Origin of the sequence: Pseudonocardia sp. EV170527-09 (assembly GCF_008369905.1) — a bacterium.
GTDB lineage: Bacteria > Actinomycetota > Actinomycetes > Mycobacteriales > Pseudonocardiaceae > Pseudonocardia.
In genome coordinates this window covers 37,239-54,314 of sequence record NZ_VRMC01000022.1, presented here as the reverse complement: position 1 = coordinate 54,314, position 17,076 = coordinate 37,239, and the positions used below count along the sequence as shown (strand labels likewise).

The window sequence follows — 17,076 nt, the reverse complement described above, 5'->3', positions numbered from 1 at the left end:
GGCCCGGTGCGGGCATCATGCGCGGACGTGAGCACACCGCTGGAGCAGGTCTTCCGGGCCGCCCACGAGGACCTGCCCCGCGAGGCACCGGGATCGGAGGAGACGACGGCGCTGCTGCTGCGCCTGGCCGGGGACCTGCCGGAGCGTCCGCGGATCGTCGACATCGGCTGCGGGACCGGTCCGGCGACGCTGCCGCTGGCGGCGGCGACCGGTGGCGAGGTCGTGGCCGTCGACCTGTACGAACCCTTCCTCCAGCGGCTGCGCGGCCGCGCCGCGACGTCCGGGCTGGGGGAGCGGGTGCGCCCGCTCGTCGCGGCGATGGACGACCTGCCGCTGCCCGACGGCGAGACCGACCTCGTCTGGTCCGAGGGTGCCGCCTACATCATGGGATTCGACGCGGCGCTCGCCGGCTGGCGGCGGCTGCTCGCCCCGGGCGGGGTGCTGGTCCTCACCGAAGCCGAGTGGACGACGGCCGAGCCCTCGCCGGGGCGGCGGGAGTTCTGGGACGCGGGCTACCCGGGGATGCGGACGACCGGGGAGAACGTCGCCGCCGCGCAGCGCGCCGGGTACACGGTCCAGGCGGTCTATCTGCTCCCCGACTCCGACTGGGACGCCTACTACCGCCCGCTGGCCCGCCGGATCGCCACCCTGCGGGAGGACGGCGTCGACCCGGCGGCGCTGGACGAGGTGGGCGGCGAGATCGCCGTACGGGAGCGGTTCGGCACCGAGTACGGCTACACCGGCTACGTCCTGCGGCCGCGCTGACCCGGTGTCCGCGCCCCCGCGAGCCCGCCGATCCGGTCGGCCCCCGCACGCAGCAGCGCGGTCAGGTCCGGGTCGGTGACCGGCAGCCGCCCGGTCGGGCCGAGCGCGGCGAGACAGGCGACGACGCCGCCCGCCGCGTCGCGCACCGCGACCGCGACCGACGAGCGGCCGGAGCGCAGTTCGTCGACCTCGGTGGCGACCCCCGTGCGTGCCACCGTCCGCAGCTCCGCGGCCAGCGCGACCCCGGCGGTCACGGTGTGCCGGGTCAGCGCCCGCGGCCGGTCGGGGACGAGCTCCGGCTGCGCGGCCAGCATGATCTTCCCCATGGCCGAGGCGTGCGGGTGGGCGAGCAGCGTCCGCTCCCCGGGCAGCTCGTGGTCCGGATCGCGGTCGACCAGCCGCAGCGTGCCCGCGGGCCAGTCGGCGACGAACAACCCGAACCGGACCCGGCCGCGGATCCCGGCGACGACCTCGGCCAGCTGCGGCGGTCCCTCGGCCGCGCCGGCCAGCTCCCGGGTGCGGCGCCCCAGCGCGAACCCGGACAGGTCGCTGATCCGGACCAGGTAGCCGTCGGCGACGAGCACGTTGAGCAGCCGGTACGCCGTCGCGGACGGGATGCCCGTCGTGCGCGACAGCTCCTGCGCCGTCGCGCCCGGCCCGATCCTCGCCACCGCCTCCAGCAGCTCCAGGGCCCGGCTCGCGGCGCCCGGCTCGCTCACGGCGGGTCCCCGGCGCGCGGGCTCCGCCGGACCAGCCGCGGCGTCCCCGAGGCGTCCGGGACGAAGTCACCGGCCCCGGGCAGGACGTCGTCGCTGCCGGGCTGGTCGAACACCCCGATCCTCGCGAGCCGGTCCGGGTGACGGCGCAGGAACCTCCACCACACCGGCCCCACCGCGCAGCAGACCGCGAGGGCCACCGCGGCGCCGGTCCCCTCGGAGGTGTCGAGCAGACCGGGCAGCCGCAGCACCAGCAGGGTCCCGCCGAGCACCGCGACCGTGCACCCCAGCACGAGCACCGGGCGGGTGTGTTCCCGGATGCGCAGCAGGAACGCGACGGCCGCGACCGCGACCAGCACGTACATGAGCGTCACGAGCGCCCGCACCAGGTGGCGCACCGCGTCCGTCCCGGCCGGGGCCAGGTCGGCGAGCAGCCCGCCGAGCAGGACCACGGCCACGATCCCGACGACGGCACGGTGCGGTGTGCGCCACCGCCGGTGCACCGTCGCGAGGGCACGCGGCAGCAGCCGCTCCACCCCGAGGGAGAACGCGACCCGTGACGCCGCGTGCGCCGAGGCCGCGGCCGAGGCCAGGTAGGAGCAGGCCAGACCGGCGTGCAACGCCACCACCAGCGCGGTCGGGGCGCCCGACGCCCCGGGGTCGGACAGGATCGCGACCAGGGTCGTGGCACGGCCGGTCCAGCTCGCCCAGGCCGCGAACGACAGCAGCGCCCCGCACAGCAGCGGGGTCCAGAGGACCACCCGGGTCACCGTGACCAGCGGACGTCGCGTCTCCGGGCCGAAGAAGGTCGCCGACTCGAAGCCGGCGAGCATGAACATCGCCATCAGCGCGACGGCGAGCAGGTCCGGCACCGGCCCGGCCGGGACCGGGGCGGCGAGGTGCGGAGCGGGGACCACCAGCACCGCGACGACGAGCAGCAGCGAGCCGATCTCCACCCCGAGCAGGGTGAGGGCGGCGACCCGCGGCCCCCGCACGAGCACCGTCGCGATCCCCACCGCGACCACGAGGTGCAGCAGCACCTGCGCGCCGGCCCCGCTCACGTCGACCCCGGCCGCCCCGGCGAGCGCGGTCAGGGCCCGGCCGCCGGCGTAGAGCGTGATCGCGGCGCTGCCCAGGTACTTCACCCCGATCACGACGGCGGTCACGAGCGCGGCCCGGGCACCGAGCCCCTGGTAGACGAAGCTGTAGACACCGCCCGCGGCGGCCTGGCGTCGGGTGAACTGCCCGAGGCAGAGCGCCACCATCGTCACCGCGACCGTGGCGCCGACGATGACGAGCAGCCCGGACAGCGGGTCGGCGAGCCGGCCCACGACCAGGGGCAGCATCGCCATCGACGCGGCGGGCGCGGTCGTCGCCACCGACTGCGCGACCAGCTCGGTCGCGCCCATCCGGCGCCGCCCGAGCGGTGCCATCGGCGACTCCGCCCGCAGCTGGGTGTGGCCGGGGGAGAAGGACCGCGCGATGGCCCTGTCGAGGTCGGACACGGACGGCGACGCTAGGACCGCGCTGTTGCCCGGGTGTTGCGCTCGCGCGTCGGACGTCGAACCCGCGATGGGAACCCGCCGCCGGTCTTCCCGGTCCGGTTGCCGTGAACGCAGCGCCGGCGACCCGCGACCGTCGCCGCCGGTTCCGAGTATCACCGCTGTGACCGTGACCCGCAGAACGTTCATCAGGGCGCTGGGGCTGGCCGGTGGGGCCGGCGCCGCGTACGAGGCCATGGCGACCATCGGGCTCGCCCCGCGCGCCGGCGACGACCCGGCCTGGACGCCACCGTCGCGCGACGCCGCCGCTGCCGGCCGCCGTGTCCTCGTCCTCGGCGCGGGGCCCGCCGGGCTGGCCGCGGCCCACGAGCTCGGCAAGGTCGGCTACGACGTGTCCGTCGTCGAGGCCCGCACCCGGCCCGGTGGGCGGGTCTGGTCGGTGCGCGCGGGCACCGAGGAGACCGATCTGAACGGCGAGACGCAACGCTGCACGTTCGCGCCCGGGCACTTCTTCAACCTGGGCGCGACCCGGATCCCGCAGGGCCACGTCACGCTGGACTACTGCCGCGAGCTCGGGGTGGAGATCCAGCCGTTCGGTAACCAGAACGCCAACACCGTCGTCAACTACACCGACGCGGGGGTGCTGGCCGGAACCTCGGTCACCTACCGCGCGGCGAAGGCCGACACCTTCGGCTACGTCTCCGAGCTGCTCCACAAGGCCACCGCGCGCGGCGCGCTCGACGACGTCCTGAGCGCCGCGGACAAGGAGGCGCTCTCGGAGTTCCTCGTCTCGCTGGGCGACCTGTCCTCCGACGGCCGCTACCTCGGCTCCCCGCGGCGCGGCTACGCCCGCGAGCCCGGCGCGGGGACCGACGCGGGCACCCCCACGGTTCCGTACCCGATGTCCTCGGTGATCCGCAGCGGACTCGGTCGGAACTTCGCCTTCGACTACGAGTACGACCAGGCCACGATGATGTTCACCCCGGTCGGCGGGATGGACCGGATCCATTACGCGCTCGCCGAACGGATCGGCGCGGATCGGATCCGCTACGGCACGGCCGTCACCGGGCTGCACAACACCCCGGACGGGGTGACCGTCGACGTCGTCCCGGTCGCGGGCGGCCCGGTCGAACGGCTGGTGGCCGACGAGGTCGTCTGCACCCTGCCGCCGCACCTGGTGACCCGGCTCGACACCAACCTGCCCGCCGCCGTGCTGGCCGCGCAGCGCGCGGCGAAGCCCAGCTCCTCGGGCAAGCTCGGCATCGAGTACACCCGCCGCTGGTGGGAGACCGACGAGCGGATCTACGGCGGCGCCAGCAACACCGACCGCGACATCGCCCAGATCATGTTCCCCTACGACCACTTCCACGCCGACCGGGGCGTCGTCGTCGGCTACTACAGCTCCGGCAAGCGGCAGCGGGCCTTCGAGTCCCTGACCCACCGCCAGCGGCTCGCGAAGGCCCTGGACGAGGGCGCCGCGATCCACGGCGAGAAGTACCGCTCCGACATCGCGTCGTCGTTCTCCGGCTCGTGGGCGGTGACCCGCTGGTCGGAGTCGGCCTGGGCGAGCTGGGAGGCCACGAGCCCGGAGTACCGGCTGCTCACCCAGCCCGCCGGCCGCATCTGGTTCGCCGGTGACCACCTCTCGCACGCCATCGCCTGGCAGCACGGCGCGTTCACCTCCGCCCGCTCGACGGTCTCGGCGCTGCACGCCCGGGTCGCCGGCGGCGCCTGACCCCACCCCCGTTCCCCCCGAGGAGACACGATGCGTCGTCCCGTTCCCGCCCTGATCGCCCTGGCCGTCACCGCCGCGCTGGCCACCGGCTGCGCCGGCGCCGCGCCCGACCCCGCCGAGCCCGGCCCGCCCGCCCTGCCCGTGCTGGAGGCAGGCGAGGCCAACCCGATGATCGCCGAGGGGGTGAGCCTGGTGAGCGGGGCGTCGCTGTACAAGTCCAGCGGCCTCGGCCCGGCCGCGGCGAACCCCGCGGCCGCGGACAGCACCCCGCAGGCCTACGTCGACGCCGGTCAGTTCCCCGGCGGCACCCTCCCCCCCCCCGGGGTCACGATCACCGAGGCCCAGGGCATGAACGTGCTGGCCAGGATCAAGGAGAACCTCGAGGCCCGGGGCCTGCGCCTCGACGACGTCACCTCGATGCGGGTGTTCCTCGACAACGCGCCCGGCACGACCCGCGCCGACTACGCCGGCTGGAACCGCGCCTACCGCCAGTACTTCGCCAACACCGACCTGACCACCGGGGAGACGGTGCTGGTCCCGACCGGGACGGCCGCGCCCGCCGCGCCGCTGGTGCGCAACCCCGCCCGGCCCAGCCGGTTCGCGCTGGAGGTGGCGAGCCTGCCGGTCCCCGGCTGGCTGGTGGAGGTCGAGGTCGACGCCGTCTACCCGGCCGGGGTGACCCCGCGCTGACCCGGCCGGGCCCGGCCGCGGCGGTACGGTCGCCGGTCGTGACCCCCGTCGTGCCATCTGCTCCGCGCCCCCGCACCGACGACGACCTGCCCGCCTGCGTCACCGTGCTGCGCGCCGTGCACGACACCGACCGGTACCCGTCGACCTGGCCGGCCGACCCGGTGGCGTTCCTGTCCCCGCCCGGGCTGGTCACCGCGCTGGTCGTCACGTCGGATGAGCGGGTCGCGGGGCACGCCGCCCTGCTGACCGACGACCACGAACCCCGCGCGCTGCGGCTGACCCGGGTGTTCGTCGACCCGGCCGTCCGCCGGGCCGGCCACGCCCGTGCCCTGCTGGACGGGATCACCGCCGAACTCGCGGCCCGCGGCCGCGACGGGGTGCTCGACGTCGTCGAGTCCGTCCCGGCCGAACGCCTCTACCGGTCCGTGGGCTGGCTCCGCACCGGTACGGCACCCGCCGGGTGGCGGTTCCCGGACGGCCGCGAACCGGTGGCCGCGCTCTACCGGTTGCCGGTCACGCAGCGCCGAAAGGGTGACGACGCAGCGCGATAGTCGGCCGTCGGTGACGCCGAGCTGCGCCGATCGGGCTACGGTGCCCCTCGTGATCGCTGTCCCCACCCCGACGGTGGCCGGTCTGCTGCTCCGCGCGGTGCCCCAGCCCGTGCGCCGGGACGCGCACGCCGCGATGCACGTCCTCGCCCCGTAGGGTGCGGTGTCCGCCCAGCTCGTCCAGGACTCCGGCGGCGGCGTCGCCGACCACGACGTGCACGTCGACGGCGATCCGGTCCACATCCCGTTCCGGGTGTCGTTCCCCTGGCCGCCGGCCGCGGTCCTCGGCCGGCTGAGCCCGCGCCGCCGCGCCGTCGTCGCCGCGTGGATGTCGCGCAGCGAGAACGCCGGGCACCGCCAGCGCGCCGTGCGCGAGCTGCTCGGCGTGCCCGAGGCGTGGGTGGTGCCGTTCGTGGTGGCGCCGTGCGGGGAGTACGTCCACGAGATCGGCACCGACGTCGACCGGTTCGTCCGCACCGAGCTGGACCGCGATCCCGGCCTCCGGGACGCCTACGCCCGGTTCGTGCGCGAGAACCCCCGTTTCTTCGGCACCACCCTGCACCGCGCGGTGACCTTCCGCCAGCTGGACCACCGGTGGCCGCACCGGGACGACCCGGAGCGCAGCTACCCGCAGCTGGCGGCGCTCGACGCGCTGTCCGCCCTGGCCCGTCGGGGCGGGCGGGACCACCCGGGGGACCCGGCGCCGCCGAGTGTGGCCGCGGCGTCGTCCTGAGCGCTCAGGCGGCCGGCGACGACGCGGTGACCTCCGCGCTGCCGCGGTCCAGCACCACCTCGCCGTCGACGGTGGTCCGGAACGCGACCGTGCCGCCGCCGGTGTCCCACACCGAGACGGTGAGCGACTGTCCGGGCACGACCGGCCGGGTGAACCGGGCGTCCATCGCGACGAGGCGGCGGGCGTCGCCGCCGCAGACGGTCGCGACCAGCGCGCGCGGGGTGAACCCGTAGGTGCACATGCCGTGCAGGATCGGCTGGTCGAACCCGCCCTTGGCGGCGAACGCCGGGTCGCTGTGCAGCGGGTTGCGGTCCCCGGTGAGCCGGTACAGCAGCGCCTGGCCCGGCGTGGTCCGGTAGGTCACCTCGTGGTCGGGCGCGCGGTCGGGCACCGGGCTCGGCACGCTGTCCCTGCGGGTGCCGCCGAAGCCGCCCTCCCCACCGAGGAACAACGTCTTCGCGCTGGTCAGCACCAGTTCCCCGGTGCTCGCGTCGACGGCATCGGCCTCGGTGCGCACCAGCGCCCCGGACCCCTTGTCCAGCACCTCGGTGACCCTCGCGGTCACCCGGACCCGCCCTTCCACCGGCAGCGGCGCGACCACCCGGAACGCCTGCTCGGCGTGCACGACACGAGCGGCGTCCACCTCGCCCAGGTCGACCTTCGCGCCCGCGGTGACGATCTCCGCGAACGACGGCAGCACCGCCGTCCGCACGCCTGCGGTGTTCTCCGTGGTCAGCGACAGCTCGGCGGTGGGGTCCTCACCCCACCCCCCGCGCCGACGGCGATCGCGTACAGGAGCACGTCGTCCCGTGCCCACGCGAAGCTGACCGGCTCGCACTGCGTGCCCTCGAGATCGGGCGCCAGGGGCATGGGGAGTCTCCTTCGACGTTCCACCGTGAGGCGGAAACCTATCCCGCCCGGTGCCCGCCGCCCAAGTCCCCGGTGCCCGGCTGACACACTGTCGAGGTCAATCGTGGTCGTGAAGGGAACAGTGTGGTGACGGCATCACCGGAGGCGGTCGAGCTGGCGAAGGTGGCCGCGGCCGCCGCGGCCGACAAGAAGGCCGTCGACATCGTTGCGCTCGACGTGTCCGACCAGCTCGCGCTGACCGACTGCTTCGTGCTGGCGTCGGCGGCCAACGAGCGTCAGGTCCAGGCCATCGTCGACGAGGTCGAGGAGAAGCTGCGCGAGCGCGGCAGCAAGCCGACCCGGCGCGAGGGCGACAACGACAACGGCTGGGTGCTGCTGGACTTCAGCGACATCGTCGTGCACGTCATGCACACCGAGCAGCGCGGCTTCTACGGCCTGGACCGGCTCTGGAAGGACTGCCCGGCGATCGAGGTGCCCGACCCCCAGGGCGACCCGGACGGCACTGCATGACGCTGCGCCGGGTCACCCTGCTGCGGCACGGGCAGACCGAGTACAACTCCGTCGGCCGGATGCAGGGACATCTCGACACCCGGCTGACCGATGTCGGCCGCAAGCAGGCCGCGGCCGTCGCGCCGCGGCTCGCGCAGGAGCGGTTCGACCGGATCATCACCTCGGACCTGACCCGCGCCCACGACACCGCGACCGCCGTGGCCGAGGCCGTCGGGCTGCCGCTGTCGGTGGACAAGCGGCTGCGGGAGACCCACCTCGGGGACTGGCAGGGGCGCACGATCGACGAGATCGGCGTCGACGACCCGGGCGCGATCGCCGAGTGGCGGTCCGACCCGCGGTTCACCCCGCCCGGCGGCGAGTCCCGGGTCGACGTCGTCGTCCGGTCGCTCCCGGTCGTCGAGGAGCTGGACCTCGAGTACGCCGCCGACCCGGAGGACCGCTCGGTGCTGCTCGTCGCGCACGGCGGCATGATCGCCGGGATGGTGTGCGGGCTGCTCGACCTCCCGCAGTCGTCCTGGCCGGTGATCGGCGGGCTGGGCAACACGCGCTGGGCCGTCGTCGCCCGTCGTGACGACCACCCCCGCTGGCGCCTGTCGGGGTACAACATCGGTGCCTGACCTGCTGGTCGTCGGCGACTCGCTGGCCTTCCACGGACCCGAGCGACCCTGCCCGGCCGACGAGCCGCGGCTGTGGCCCAACGTCGCCGCCGCCCGCCTCGGGGGCCGCGCCGAGATCGTCGCCCGGGCCGGGTGGACCGCCCGGCACGCCTGGTCGGCGATCAGCGGGGACCCACGGGTGTGGGCGGCACTGCCGCGGGTCGGCGCGGTCGTGCTCGGGGTGTCCGGGATGGACTCCCTCCCGTCCCCGCTGCCGACGGCGCTGCGCGAGCTGATCCCGGTGCTGTGACCCGCCCCGCTGCGGCACACCGTCCGCACCGCCTACCGGCGTGCCCAGCCGCGGATCGCCCCGGTGCTGGCGCGGCTGCCCGGCGGGGGACCGGCGACGCTGCCGCCCCGTCTCACGGCCGCCTACCTGGAACGCTGCCGGGCCGGGGTGCACGCGCTGCGGCCCGGGCTGCCGGTGGTGGCGCTGGCCCCGTCGGTGCACCGCGCCGCCGACTACGGCCTGGCCCACCCGCACCGCGCCGCCACCGACGCCGCGGTCCGCCGCTGGGCGGCCGGCGCCCCGGCCGTGACCGTGCTCGACGTGCCCGCGCTGGTCGGCGAACACGTCCTCGGCGGACACGACAACCCCGACGGCCTGCACTGGGGCTGGGCGGGACACTCCGCCGTCGGGGAGGCGCTGGCCGGGCTCCTGGAGCCCACGGTGGCCCGGCCGTGACCCTGCTCGGCATCGACCTCGGCACCACCTCGGTCAAGGCGGCGGTCTTCGACGACGACGGCGTCCGTGTCGCCGCGGCCCGCGCCACGCACCCGACCGCGCGTCCCGCGCCCGGGCACGCCGAGCAGCACCCGGACGACTGGTGGTCCGGGCTGACCGAGGTGCTCGGCGCGCTCGGCCCGGCACTGGTCGGGGTGACCGCCGTCGGGCTGTGCGCCCAGGTCGACACCCACCTGTTCGTCGACGGGGCCGGCACGCCGGTGCACCCGGCGATCACCTGGCAGGACGGTCGGTGCGGCGCGGTCGCGGCGACGCTCACCGAGCGGCTGTCGTCCGCGGACCGGGCCCGGCGCCGCGGCGGGATCGGCACCGTCGACGCCTCGCACGCGGCCGCCCGCGCCGCCTGGCTCGCCGAACACCGGTCCGACGCGTGGGTCCGCGCGCGCAGGGTGCTCGCGCCCAAGGACTGGCTGCTCGAACGCCTCACCGGCACCGCCGTGGCCGATCCGCTCTCCTCGACCGGACTTCTCGACCCCGACGGCCGGTACCCGGAGTGGCTCGACCTGCTCGTCCCCGGGTTGCGCTCGATGCCGGCGCCCCTGGCCGACCCGGCGTCGGTCGCGGGGGAGACCACCGGCGCGGGCGGGCTCCCGGCCGGGCTGCCCGTCGCCGTCGGGACGATGGACGCCTGGGCGGCGCTGCTCGGCGGCGGGATCGCCGCCCCCGGCGACGCGATCGACATCGCGGGCACCTCGGAGGTCCTGGCCCTCGCCGCGACGCCCGGCGGTGGCGCCCCGGGGATCGTCACGTTCCCGTCGTGGCGCGGGCTGCACGTGCACGCAGGACCCACCCAGGCCGGCGGCGACGCGCTGACCTGGGCGTCCGCGGTGCTGGGCGTCGCGCCGGCCGAGCTGCTGGCCCGGGCCGCCGGCGCCGAACCGGGGCGGGTGCTGTTCCTGCCCCAGCTCGCCGGGGAACGGGCCCCGCTGTGGGACCCCGATCTGCGCGGGCACTGGCTCGGCGCGAGCTTCGCCACCGGGTCCGCCGAGCTGGGCCGCGCCGTGCTGGAGGGGGTCGCGCACGCCGCCCGGCACGTCCTGGGCCCGCTGGAGTCGGCCGCCGGCTGCCGGCCCGAGAGCATCGCTGCCTGTGGCGGTGGCGCGGCGAGCGACCTCTGGTGCCAGATCAAGGCCGACGTGCTGGACCGGCCGCTGCGCCGCACCGCCGAACGCGACGCCGGGGTGCTCGGCGCGGCGATGCTCGCCGCGCTCGCGACCGGCCGGGCCGCCTCGGTCGGTGAGCTCGCCGGACGGATGGTGCGGGTCGACCGCGAGTTCACCCCCGACCCGCGCAACCCGCGGCCGCCTCGACGACGCGCACGGCCGCTACCTCGCTGCGCAGCGGGCACTGGCACCGCTGTTCCGTCCGCCCGGTGGATAGGGTCCGGCCGTGTCCCCCTCGCCGGTCGCCGTGGTCACCGACTCCACCGCACACCTGCCGCCCGGCGTCGCGGAACGGCGCGGCATCCACGTCGTCCCGCTGGAGGTCCGGCTCGGCGAGCGCACCGCCCGCGACGGTGTCGACGTCTCCGCCGCCGAGCTGATCGCCGCGCTCGCCGACCGCACCCTGCTCGTGCAGACCTCGCGCCCGACCCCGGCCGCGTTCGCCGAGCGCTTCACCGCCCTGCTCGACGACGGCGTCCCCGCCGTCGTGGCCGTGCACCTGTCCCGCGCGCTGTCCGGCACCTGGGACGCGGCCCGGCTCGCCGCGCAGGAGGTCGCCCCGGACCGGATCCGGGTCGTCGACTCCGGTGCCATCGCGATGGGCCTCGGCTTCGCCGTGCTCGCCGCCGCCGGCGCCGCCGGCGCCGGCGCCACCGCCGACGACGTCGAGGCCGTGGCGGGTGCCGTCGCCGCACGGGCACGGGTCCTGTTCGCGGTGCAGGACCTGGAGCGGCTGCGTCGCGGCGGCCGGATCGGCGCCGCGTCCGCGCTGATGGGCACGGCCCTGTCGGTCAAGCCGATCCTGCACCTGCGCGACGGCCGGATCGCGCCGCTGGAGAAGGTGCGGACGGCCTCGCGCGCGACCGAACGGCTCGTCGCGCTCGCCGTCGCCGAGGCGGGTCCGGGGGCACACCTCGCCGTGCACCACCTCGGCGCCGAGGACCGGGCCGAGGACATCGCCGACCGGCTGCGTGAACAGCTGCCCGACGCCACGGAGGTGCACGTCTCCGAGGTCGGCGCCGTGATCGGGGCGCACGCGGGCCCGGGGCTGGTGGGGGTCGTGGTGGTGCCGGCGGGCCCCGCCGGTGTGTAGCACGGACCGCCGACGATCCGGCCGCGTCGTGGCCCACGGCAGCGCATCGGTCTCCAATCGATCGATCCGTCCACAGGCCCGGCATCGGCCGGTCGGAACGGGGGTGGCGCACCTAGCGTCGGGTGCGTGACCAGGACCGACGCCTCCCTCGACCCGGCCCGGCGGCTCGCCGGGATCGGGACGCGCGGGCGGGTGGACGCGGTCGCGGACCGGCTCGATCCCCCGACCGTCCCGTTGCCCGCGCTGCCGGTGGTTCCCGGCGCGTCCGGGCCACGTCCCGGACCACCGCCCGCCCACGGGCCGGGCGCCGTCGGGCCGTTCCCGCTCCACGCCCACCGCACTTCCGGGCCCGGGACGATGCCGTCCGCGTCCCGGCCCGGCGCCTGGCCCGGTGCGACGCCCCTCCGGCCCGACCCCGCCACCCTGCACGGCGCGACACCGGGCCGGCCCGATTCCGCCGCCCCGCACGGCCCGGCGCCGGTGTGGTCCGCCGATCCCTCCGCCGCGCACCGCGGAGCGACCGGCCCCGGCGCGCCGGAGGAGCCGGCACCGGTGTGGTCCGCCGACCCCGATGCCGGCCACCCCCTGGCCCTGCTGGGCCGGGACGATCCCGCACCGTCCGAGGAGCTCGGCGACGACGTCCCGCACGGCGGGCGGCCGTCGTGGCTGCGCCGCCGAGCCCAGCGGTGGCTGCCGCCGTCGCTGGCCGGGGCGCGGGTGGACCCGGGCCGCCCCGGTGCGCTCGCGCTGGTGGCGGTGGTGCTCGCCGGGGCGCTCGTCGCCGGGGTGGGTGTGTGGCTCGACCGTCCCACCGTGCAGCCCGTCGGCGGCCTGCCCGAGGTGACGGCGGTGCCCGGCGGGGCGGCGACGGGGGAGACGGACCGGTCCGCGGGCCCCGGCGGGCCGGCGCCCGTCGCGGCGGCACCGGTCACCGCGGGACCGCTCGTCGTGAGCGTCGTCGGGCGGGTCGCCCGGCCCGGCCTCGTCCGGGTCCCCGACGGCGCACGCGTCGCCGACGCCCTCGACGCCGCGGGCGGCGCGCTGCCCGAGGTCGACCTCGGCGCGCTGAACCTGGCCCGCCGCCTCGGCGACGGGGAACAGATCGCGGTCGGCGTCCCACCGGCGCCTGACGCCGCCCCGGTCCTGCCCGCCCCGGGCTCCGAGCCGGCGTCGGGCGCCGAACCGGGCGCGGCCGCCGCACCCGCCGCCCCCGGCGGGAAGATCGACCTGAACACCGCCTCCATCTCGGATCTCGACGCCCTGCCCGGCGTCGGCCCGGTCACCGCGAAGAAGATCATCGACTGGCGCAGCGCCAACGGGCGCTTCAGCCGGGTCGAGCAGCTGCGCGAGATCGACGGCATCGGCGAGCGCCGTTTCGCCCAGCTCCAGGAACTGGTGCGGGTGTGACCCGCGCCGGAGCCCGGCGGCCCGAACCGGTGCCCGGGGAGCGCGACGACGAGGGCACGGAGCAGCAGGAACGTCCCGCCCCACCCGACCTGCGCCTCGTCCCGGCCGCGCTCGCCACCTGGGCCGCCGTCCTCGCCGGGCTGCTCGGCGGCACCGCGGGTGGGATCACCGCCGCCGTCCTCGCGGCGCTCGCCCTGACGGTCACGCTGCTCCGTGCCCGGACCAGCGCCCGCGCCGCGGCGCCGTCCTCGATCGTGCTCGCCGCGGCCGGGTGCGCGCTCGTCGCGGCCGTCCTGGGCGCCGTCCACGCGGCCGCGCTGGCATCACACCCGCTGCACGGGCCCGCCGACCGCGGCGCCGCCGCCGAGGTCCGCGTCCGGCTCACCGACGACCCCCGGATCCTGCGCAGCACGACCGGTGGTGGCGACGAGTCCGGCGCCGCCCGGGCAATGGCGCTGGTCCCCACCGAGCTCGTCACGGCCACCGTCGGCGGCGGTCGCGCGACCACCGGCGGGAAGCTCCTGCTCCTGGCCCCGGCGGCGGAGTGGACCGGGCTGCTCCCCGGCCAGGAGGTCTCCGCCGCCGGGCTGCTCATGCCCGCACAACGTCCCGACCTCACCGTTGCCGTGCTGAAGGTCCGCGGCGCACCGCAGGACGTGACCGCGCCGCCGTGGTGGCAGACCGGGGCCGGGGCCCTGCGCGACGGCCTGCGCGACGCGGCGGTCTCCGCACTGCCCGAGGCGCCGGCAGGGCTGCTGCCCGGGCTCGCGATCGGGGACACCCGCGCCCAGCTCGCCGAGACCGAGCAGGACTTCCGGACCGCCGGGCTCGCGCACCTCACGGCCGTCTCCGGCGCCAACGTCGCGATCGTGACCGGGGCGGTGCTGCTCATGCTGCGCCTGTTCCGGACCGACCCGCGGATCGCGGCCGCGGTGGCGATGGTCGCCCTGGTCGGGTTCGTCGTGCTGGCCCGGCCGTCGCCGTCGGTGCTGCGGGCGGCGGTGATGGGCGGGGTCGTGCTCGTCGCGTTCGCCGCCGGCCGGGCCCGGTCCGCGGTGCCCGCGCTGGCGGTGGCCGTGCTCGGCCTGCTGCTGGCCGTCCCCGCCCTGGCCGTCGACGCGGGTTTCGTGCTGTCCGTCGTCGCCACCGGTGCGCTGGTGCTGCTCGGACCGGGGTGGACGGCGGCGCTGCGACGGCGTGGGCTGCCGTCCGGGCCGGCCGAGGCGCTGGTCGTCCCGGTCGCCGCGGCGCTGGCCACCGCACCGGTGATCGCCGGGCTCAACGGGGGAGTCGGGCTGGTCACCGTGGTGGCGAACCTGCTCGCGGCGCCCGCGGTCGCCCCCGCGACGGTGCTGGGCGTGCTCGGTGCGGTGCTGTCCGCGGTGAGCCCGGCCGCAGCGTGGTGCTGCGCCTGGCTGGCGGGGCCGTTCGTGTGGTGGCTGGTCGTGGTCGGGGACCGGGCCGCCGCGGTGCCCGGTGCCACCGTGCCGTGGCCCGCGGGCGCGGGCGGCGCGCTGCTGCTCACCGGGGTGCTCGTCGTGCTGCTGGCGATGGGCCGGGTGCCGCGCCTGCGGGCGCTGTTGCTGGCGCTGCTGATCGGGCTCCTCGTCGTCCTCGTCCCGACCCGGTTCGCCCCGCCCGGCTGGCCGCCCACCGGGTGGCGGATGGTGGCCTGCGACGTGGGTCAGGGCGACGCGCTCGTCCTCGCCACCGGCACCCCGGGGCACGCCGTCCTGGTCGACACCGGGCCGACCGACGACGCCGTCGACACCTGCCTGGACCGGCTCGGGGTCCGGGTCCTGGAGCTCGTGGTGATCACCCACTTCCACGCCGACCACGACGGCGGCCTCGCCGGCGCACTGCGCGGTCGGGCCGCGGGAGGGATCGCCGTCGGGCCGGTGCGGGAACCGGCGTCGGGGCTGCGCGAGATCACCCGGCACGCCGAGCGGGCCGGGGCTCCGGTAGTGGGGCTCGTGCGCGGGATGGAGCTGGGGTGGCCGGAGCTGCGCCTGCAGGTCCTCGGCCCGGTCCACCCGCCCCTGACGGTCGACGGCGGCGACGGGACGGCGGTGAACGACATCTCGCTGCTGCTGCGCGCCACCACCCCGGCCGCGACGATCCTGCTGACCGGCGACGCCGAACTGGCCGCCCAGGACGACCTGCTCCACTCCGGGGCCGACCTGCGGGCCGACGTCCTGAAGATGCCCCACCACGGGTCCCGCAAGGTGGTCCCGGACCTGATCACCGCCGTCGCGCCGCGTGCGGCGGTGATCAGCGTCGGCAACGGCAACAGCTACCGGCACCCCAACCCGGAGCTGGTGGACCGACTGGCCGGGGCAGGGATCGTCGTCGCACGCACCGACCGGTCCGGTGACCTGGCCCTGACCGGTGACGACCCGGCCGGGCTGACGGTGGTCGCGCGTGGCGACCCCCGTCCGGCTCCCGGCCGGCGGGGCCGGTCAGCCCCGGTTCGCCAGCGCCTCGCGGACCGCGGAGGACGTCGACGGCACGGTCGCCGTCGGGCCGACCTCGCCGGAGACGGCGTCGAGGGTCTTGAGCCCGTCACCGGTGATCATCAGGACGGTCTCGGCGTCGGGGTCGAGCGCCCCGGCCTCGAGCAGCTTCTTGGTGGTCGCGATGGTGACCCCGCCCGCGGTCTCGGCGAACACGCCCTCGGTGCGGGCCAGGAGCCGGATGCCGGCGACGACCTCCTCGTCGGACACGTGCCCGACCGAGCCGCCGGTGCGGCGCACCGAGTCGAGGACGTACGGGCCGTCGGCCGGGTTGCCGATCGCCAGCGAGCGCGCGATGGTGTCCGGCTTCTGCGGCTGGATCACGTCGTGACCGGCCTCGAAGGCCCGCGCGACCGGCGAGCAGCCGGTGGCCTGGGCGCCGAACACGGTGTAGGGGGTGGGCTCGACCAGACCCAGGGTGCCGAGCTCGGTGAACCCCTTGTCGATCTTGGTGAGCTGGGAGCCGGATGCGACCGGGACGACCACCTGCTGCGGGAGCCGCCAGCCGAGCTGCTCGGCGACCTCGTAGCCCAGGGTCTTCGAGCCCTCGGCGTAGTACGGGCGGACGTTGACGTTCACGAACGCCCAGTCCTCGTGCTCGGCGGCCAGCTCGGTGGCGAGCCGGTTGACGTCGTCGTAGTTGCCGTCGACGGCGAGCAGGGTGCCGCCGTAGACGGCGGTGGTGACGATCTTCGCCTGCTCCAGCGAGGACGGGACCAGCACGACCGAGTCCCAGCCGGCGCGGGCGGCCGCGGCGGCCACGGCGTTGGCCAGGTTGCCCGTGGAGGGGCAGCACAGCACCGAGAAGCCGAGCTCACGGGCGGCGGCGAGCGCGACGGCGACGACGCGGTCCTTGAACGAGTGCGTCGGGTTGCCCGTGTCGTCCTTGATCCAGATCTTGCGGACCCCGAGCGCGCGGGCCAGGTTGTCGGCCTCGATCAGCCGGGTCAGGCCGGGCTCGGTGTTCGCGTGCTGCTCGACGGTCGAGGGGACCGGCAGCAGGTCCTTGTAGCGCCAGATCGACTTCGGACCGGCCTCGATGGAGGCGCGGGTGACCTTCGGGAAGTCGTAGGCCACCTCGAGGGGGCCGAAACAGCGCGGACACGCGAACTCCGCGGCGAGCGGGGTCTCGTGGCGGCACTCGCGGCACGCGAGAGCGCGCGCGGAGCCCAGGTCGTAGGCAGAGGTGGTTTCGGGCGCAGCAGTGAGAGTCACGAGATCTCCTCATCTGTCCCGCCGGAGGTGGCGGGCCGGAATTGGCACCGTGTTCGTCGACGTCCTCGCCGCGCGGAATGCGCAGGTCTGGGCGGATCGTCGTGCGACGCCGGTTGCCGGGGCTTCAACGGGCCGTTCCCTCTGCCCCTCTGGATGAGCCATATGTGGTTGTGGTGCTCCGGACGCCGAGCGCCGGAATCGACGACGACGGTACG

13 protein-coding genes, 3 pseudogenes and 1 riboswitch are annotated in these 17,076 nt (G+C 76.4%); of the genes and pseudogenes, 12 read left to right on the top strand and 4 right to left on the bottom strand.

What is annotated here, in order from left to right:
- The first annotated feature begins 27 nt into the window (after positions 1-27).
- A complete protein-coding gene (locus tag FVA95_RS09325) occupies positions 28-765 on the top strand; it encodes a class I SAM-dependent methyltransferase (RefSeq protein WP_149663840.1) in 738 nt (245 codons plus the stop codon).
- On the opposite strand, the gene FVA95_RS09320 is transcribed toward FVA95_RS09325, so the two are convergent.
- On the bottom strand, positions 744-1,484 hold the full coding sequence (locus FVA95_RS09320; RefSeq protein WP_149663839.1) for an IclR family transcriptional regulator: 741 nt from the start codon (positions 1,482-1,484) through the stop codon (positions 744-746). The genes FVA95_RS09325 and FVA95_RS09320 overlap by 22 nt on opposite strands.
- On the bottom strand, positions 1,481-2,986 hold the full coding sequence (locus FVA95_RS09315; protein WP_149663838.1) for an APC family permease: 1,506 nt from the start codon (positions 2,984-2,986) through the stop codon (positions 1,481-1,483). The genes FVA95_RS09320 and FVA95_RS09315 overlap by 4 nt, the downstream gene beginning before the upstream one ends.
- 166 nt (positions 2,987-3,152) lie before the next feature.
- Here FVA95_RS09315 and FVA95_RS09310 point away from each other — a divergent pair, with 166 nt between their 5' ends.
- The 4 genes from FVA95_RS09310 to FVA95_RS30805 all read left to right on the top strand — a co-directional run bounded on the left by FVA95_RS09310 (position 3,153) and on the right by FVA95_RS30805 (position 6,689).
- On the top strand, positions 3,153-4,718 hold the full coding sequence (locus tag FVA95_RS09310; RefSeq protein WP_205015808.1) for an FAD-dependent oxidoreductase: 1,566 nt from the start codon (positions 3,153-3,155) through the stop codon (positions 4,716-4,718).
- Between the two features lie 30 nt (positions 4,719-4,748).
- Positions 4,749-5,408 (top strand): Rid family hydrolase, encoded by a 660-nt coding sequence (locus tag FVA95_RS09305; RefSeq protein WP_149663837.1) that lies wholly within the window; start codon positions 4,749-4,751, stop codon positions 5,406-5,408.
- Between the two features lie 38 nt (positions 5,409-5,446).
- On the top strand, positions 5,447-5,959 hold the full coding sequence (locus tag FVA95_RS09300) for a GNAT family N-acetyltransferase (RefSeq protein ID WP_161992245.1): 513 nt from the start codon (positions 5,447-5,449) through the stop codon (positions 5,957-5,959).
- Between the two features lie 160 nt (positions 5,960-6,119).
- Positions 6,120-6,689: a hypothetical protein gene (locus FVA95_RS30805; protein WP_161992244.1), complete on the top strand. Its 570-nt coding sequence runs from the start codon at positions 6,120-6,122 to the stop codon at positions 6,687-6,689.
- A gap of 4 nt (positions 6,690-6,693) precedes the next feature.
- On the opposite strand, the gene FVA95_RS09290 is transcribed toward FVA95_RS30805, so the two are convergent.
- Entirely contained in the window at positions 6,694-7,401 is a 708-nt protein-coding gene (locus tag FVA95_RS09290) for a MaoC family dehydratase (protein ID WP_240051379.1), read from the bottom strand.
- Positions 7,402-7,685: 284 nt separating this feature from the next.
- Between FVA95_RS09290 and rsfS the strand changes: the two genes are divergently transcribed.
- From rsfS to FVA95_RS33865, 7 genes and pseudogenes are all read left to right on the top strand, one after another.
- Positions 7,686-8,069 carry a ribosome silencing factor gene (rsfS, locus tag FVA95_RS09285; RefSeq protein ID WP_020625811.1) on the top strand — a complete coding sequence of 128 codons (384 nt, stop codon included), beginning with the start codon at positions 7,686-7,688 and terminating at the stop codon, positions 8,067-8,069.
- Entirely contained in the window at positions 8,066-8,686 is a 621-nt protein-coding gene (locus tag FVA95_RS09280; protein WP_149663835.1) for a histidine phosphatase family protein, read from the top strand. Before rsfS ends, FVA95_RS09280 begins: the two co-directional genes overlap by 4 nt.
- A pseudogene (gene octT, locus FVA95_RS32785) lies at positions 8,679-9,410 on the top strand (diglucosylglycerate octanoyltransferase). The gene FVA95_RS09280 and the pseudogene octT overlap by 8 nt, the downstream one beginning before the upstream one ends.
- Positions 9,407-10,672 (top strand): annotated as a pseudogene (locus FVA95_RS33875) (FGGY-family carbohydrate kinase); the annotation flags it as partial. The pseudogenes octT and FVA95_RS33875, both read left to right, overlap by 4 nt.
- Before the next feature lie 187 nt (positions 10,673-10,859).
- Positions 10,860-11,726, top strand: a complete 867-nt coding sequence (locus tag FVA95_RS30795) for a DegV family protein (protein ID WP_161992243.1) — start codon at positions 10,860-10,862, stop codon at positions 11,724-11,726.
- Positions 11,727-11,852: 126 nt separating this feature from the next.
- On the top strand, positions 11,853-13,133 hold the full coding sequence (locus tag FVA95_RS33870) for a helix-hairpin-helix domain-containing protein (RefSeq protein ID WP_368667309.1): 1,281 nt from the start codon (positions 11,853-11,855) through the stop codon (positions 13,131-13,133).
- A gap of 449 nt (positions 13,134-13,582) precedes the next feature.
- Positions 13,583-15,349: pseudogene (locus FVA95_RS33865) on the top strand (ComEC/Rec2 family competence protein); the annotation flags it as partial.
- Between the two features lie 243 nt (positions 15,350-15,592).
- On the opposite strand, the gene thrC reads toward FVA95_RS33865, so the two are convergent.
- Entirely contained in the window at positions 15,593-16,861 is a 1,269-nt protein-coding gene (gene thrC / locus FVA95_RS09250) for a threonine synthase (RefSeq protein ID WP_149663831.1), read from the bottom strand.
- A gap of 6 nt (positions 16,862-16,867) precedes the next feature.
- Positions 16,868-17,021, bottom strand: a riboswitch (SAM riboswitch).
- Between the last annotated feature and the right edge of the window lie 55 nt (positions 17,022-17,076).

What these genes read in the sequence shown, in the direction of transcription:
- FVA95_RS09305 (WP_149663837.1), top strand. Translation starts at nt 4,749, where the DNA reads ATGCGTCGTCCCGTTCCCGCCCTGATCGCCCTGGCCGTCACCGCCGCG.
- FVA95_RS09280 (WP_149663835.1), top strand. Translation starts at nt 8,066, where the DNA reads ATGACGCTGCGCCGGGTCACCCTGCTGCGGCACGGGCAGACCGAGTAC.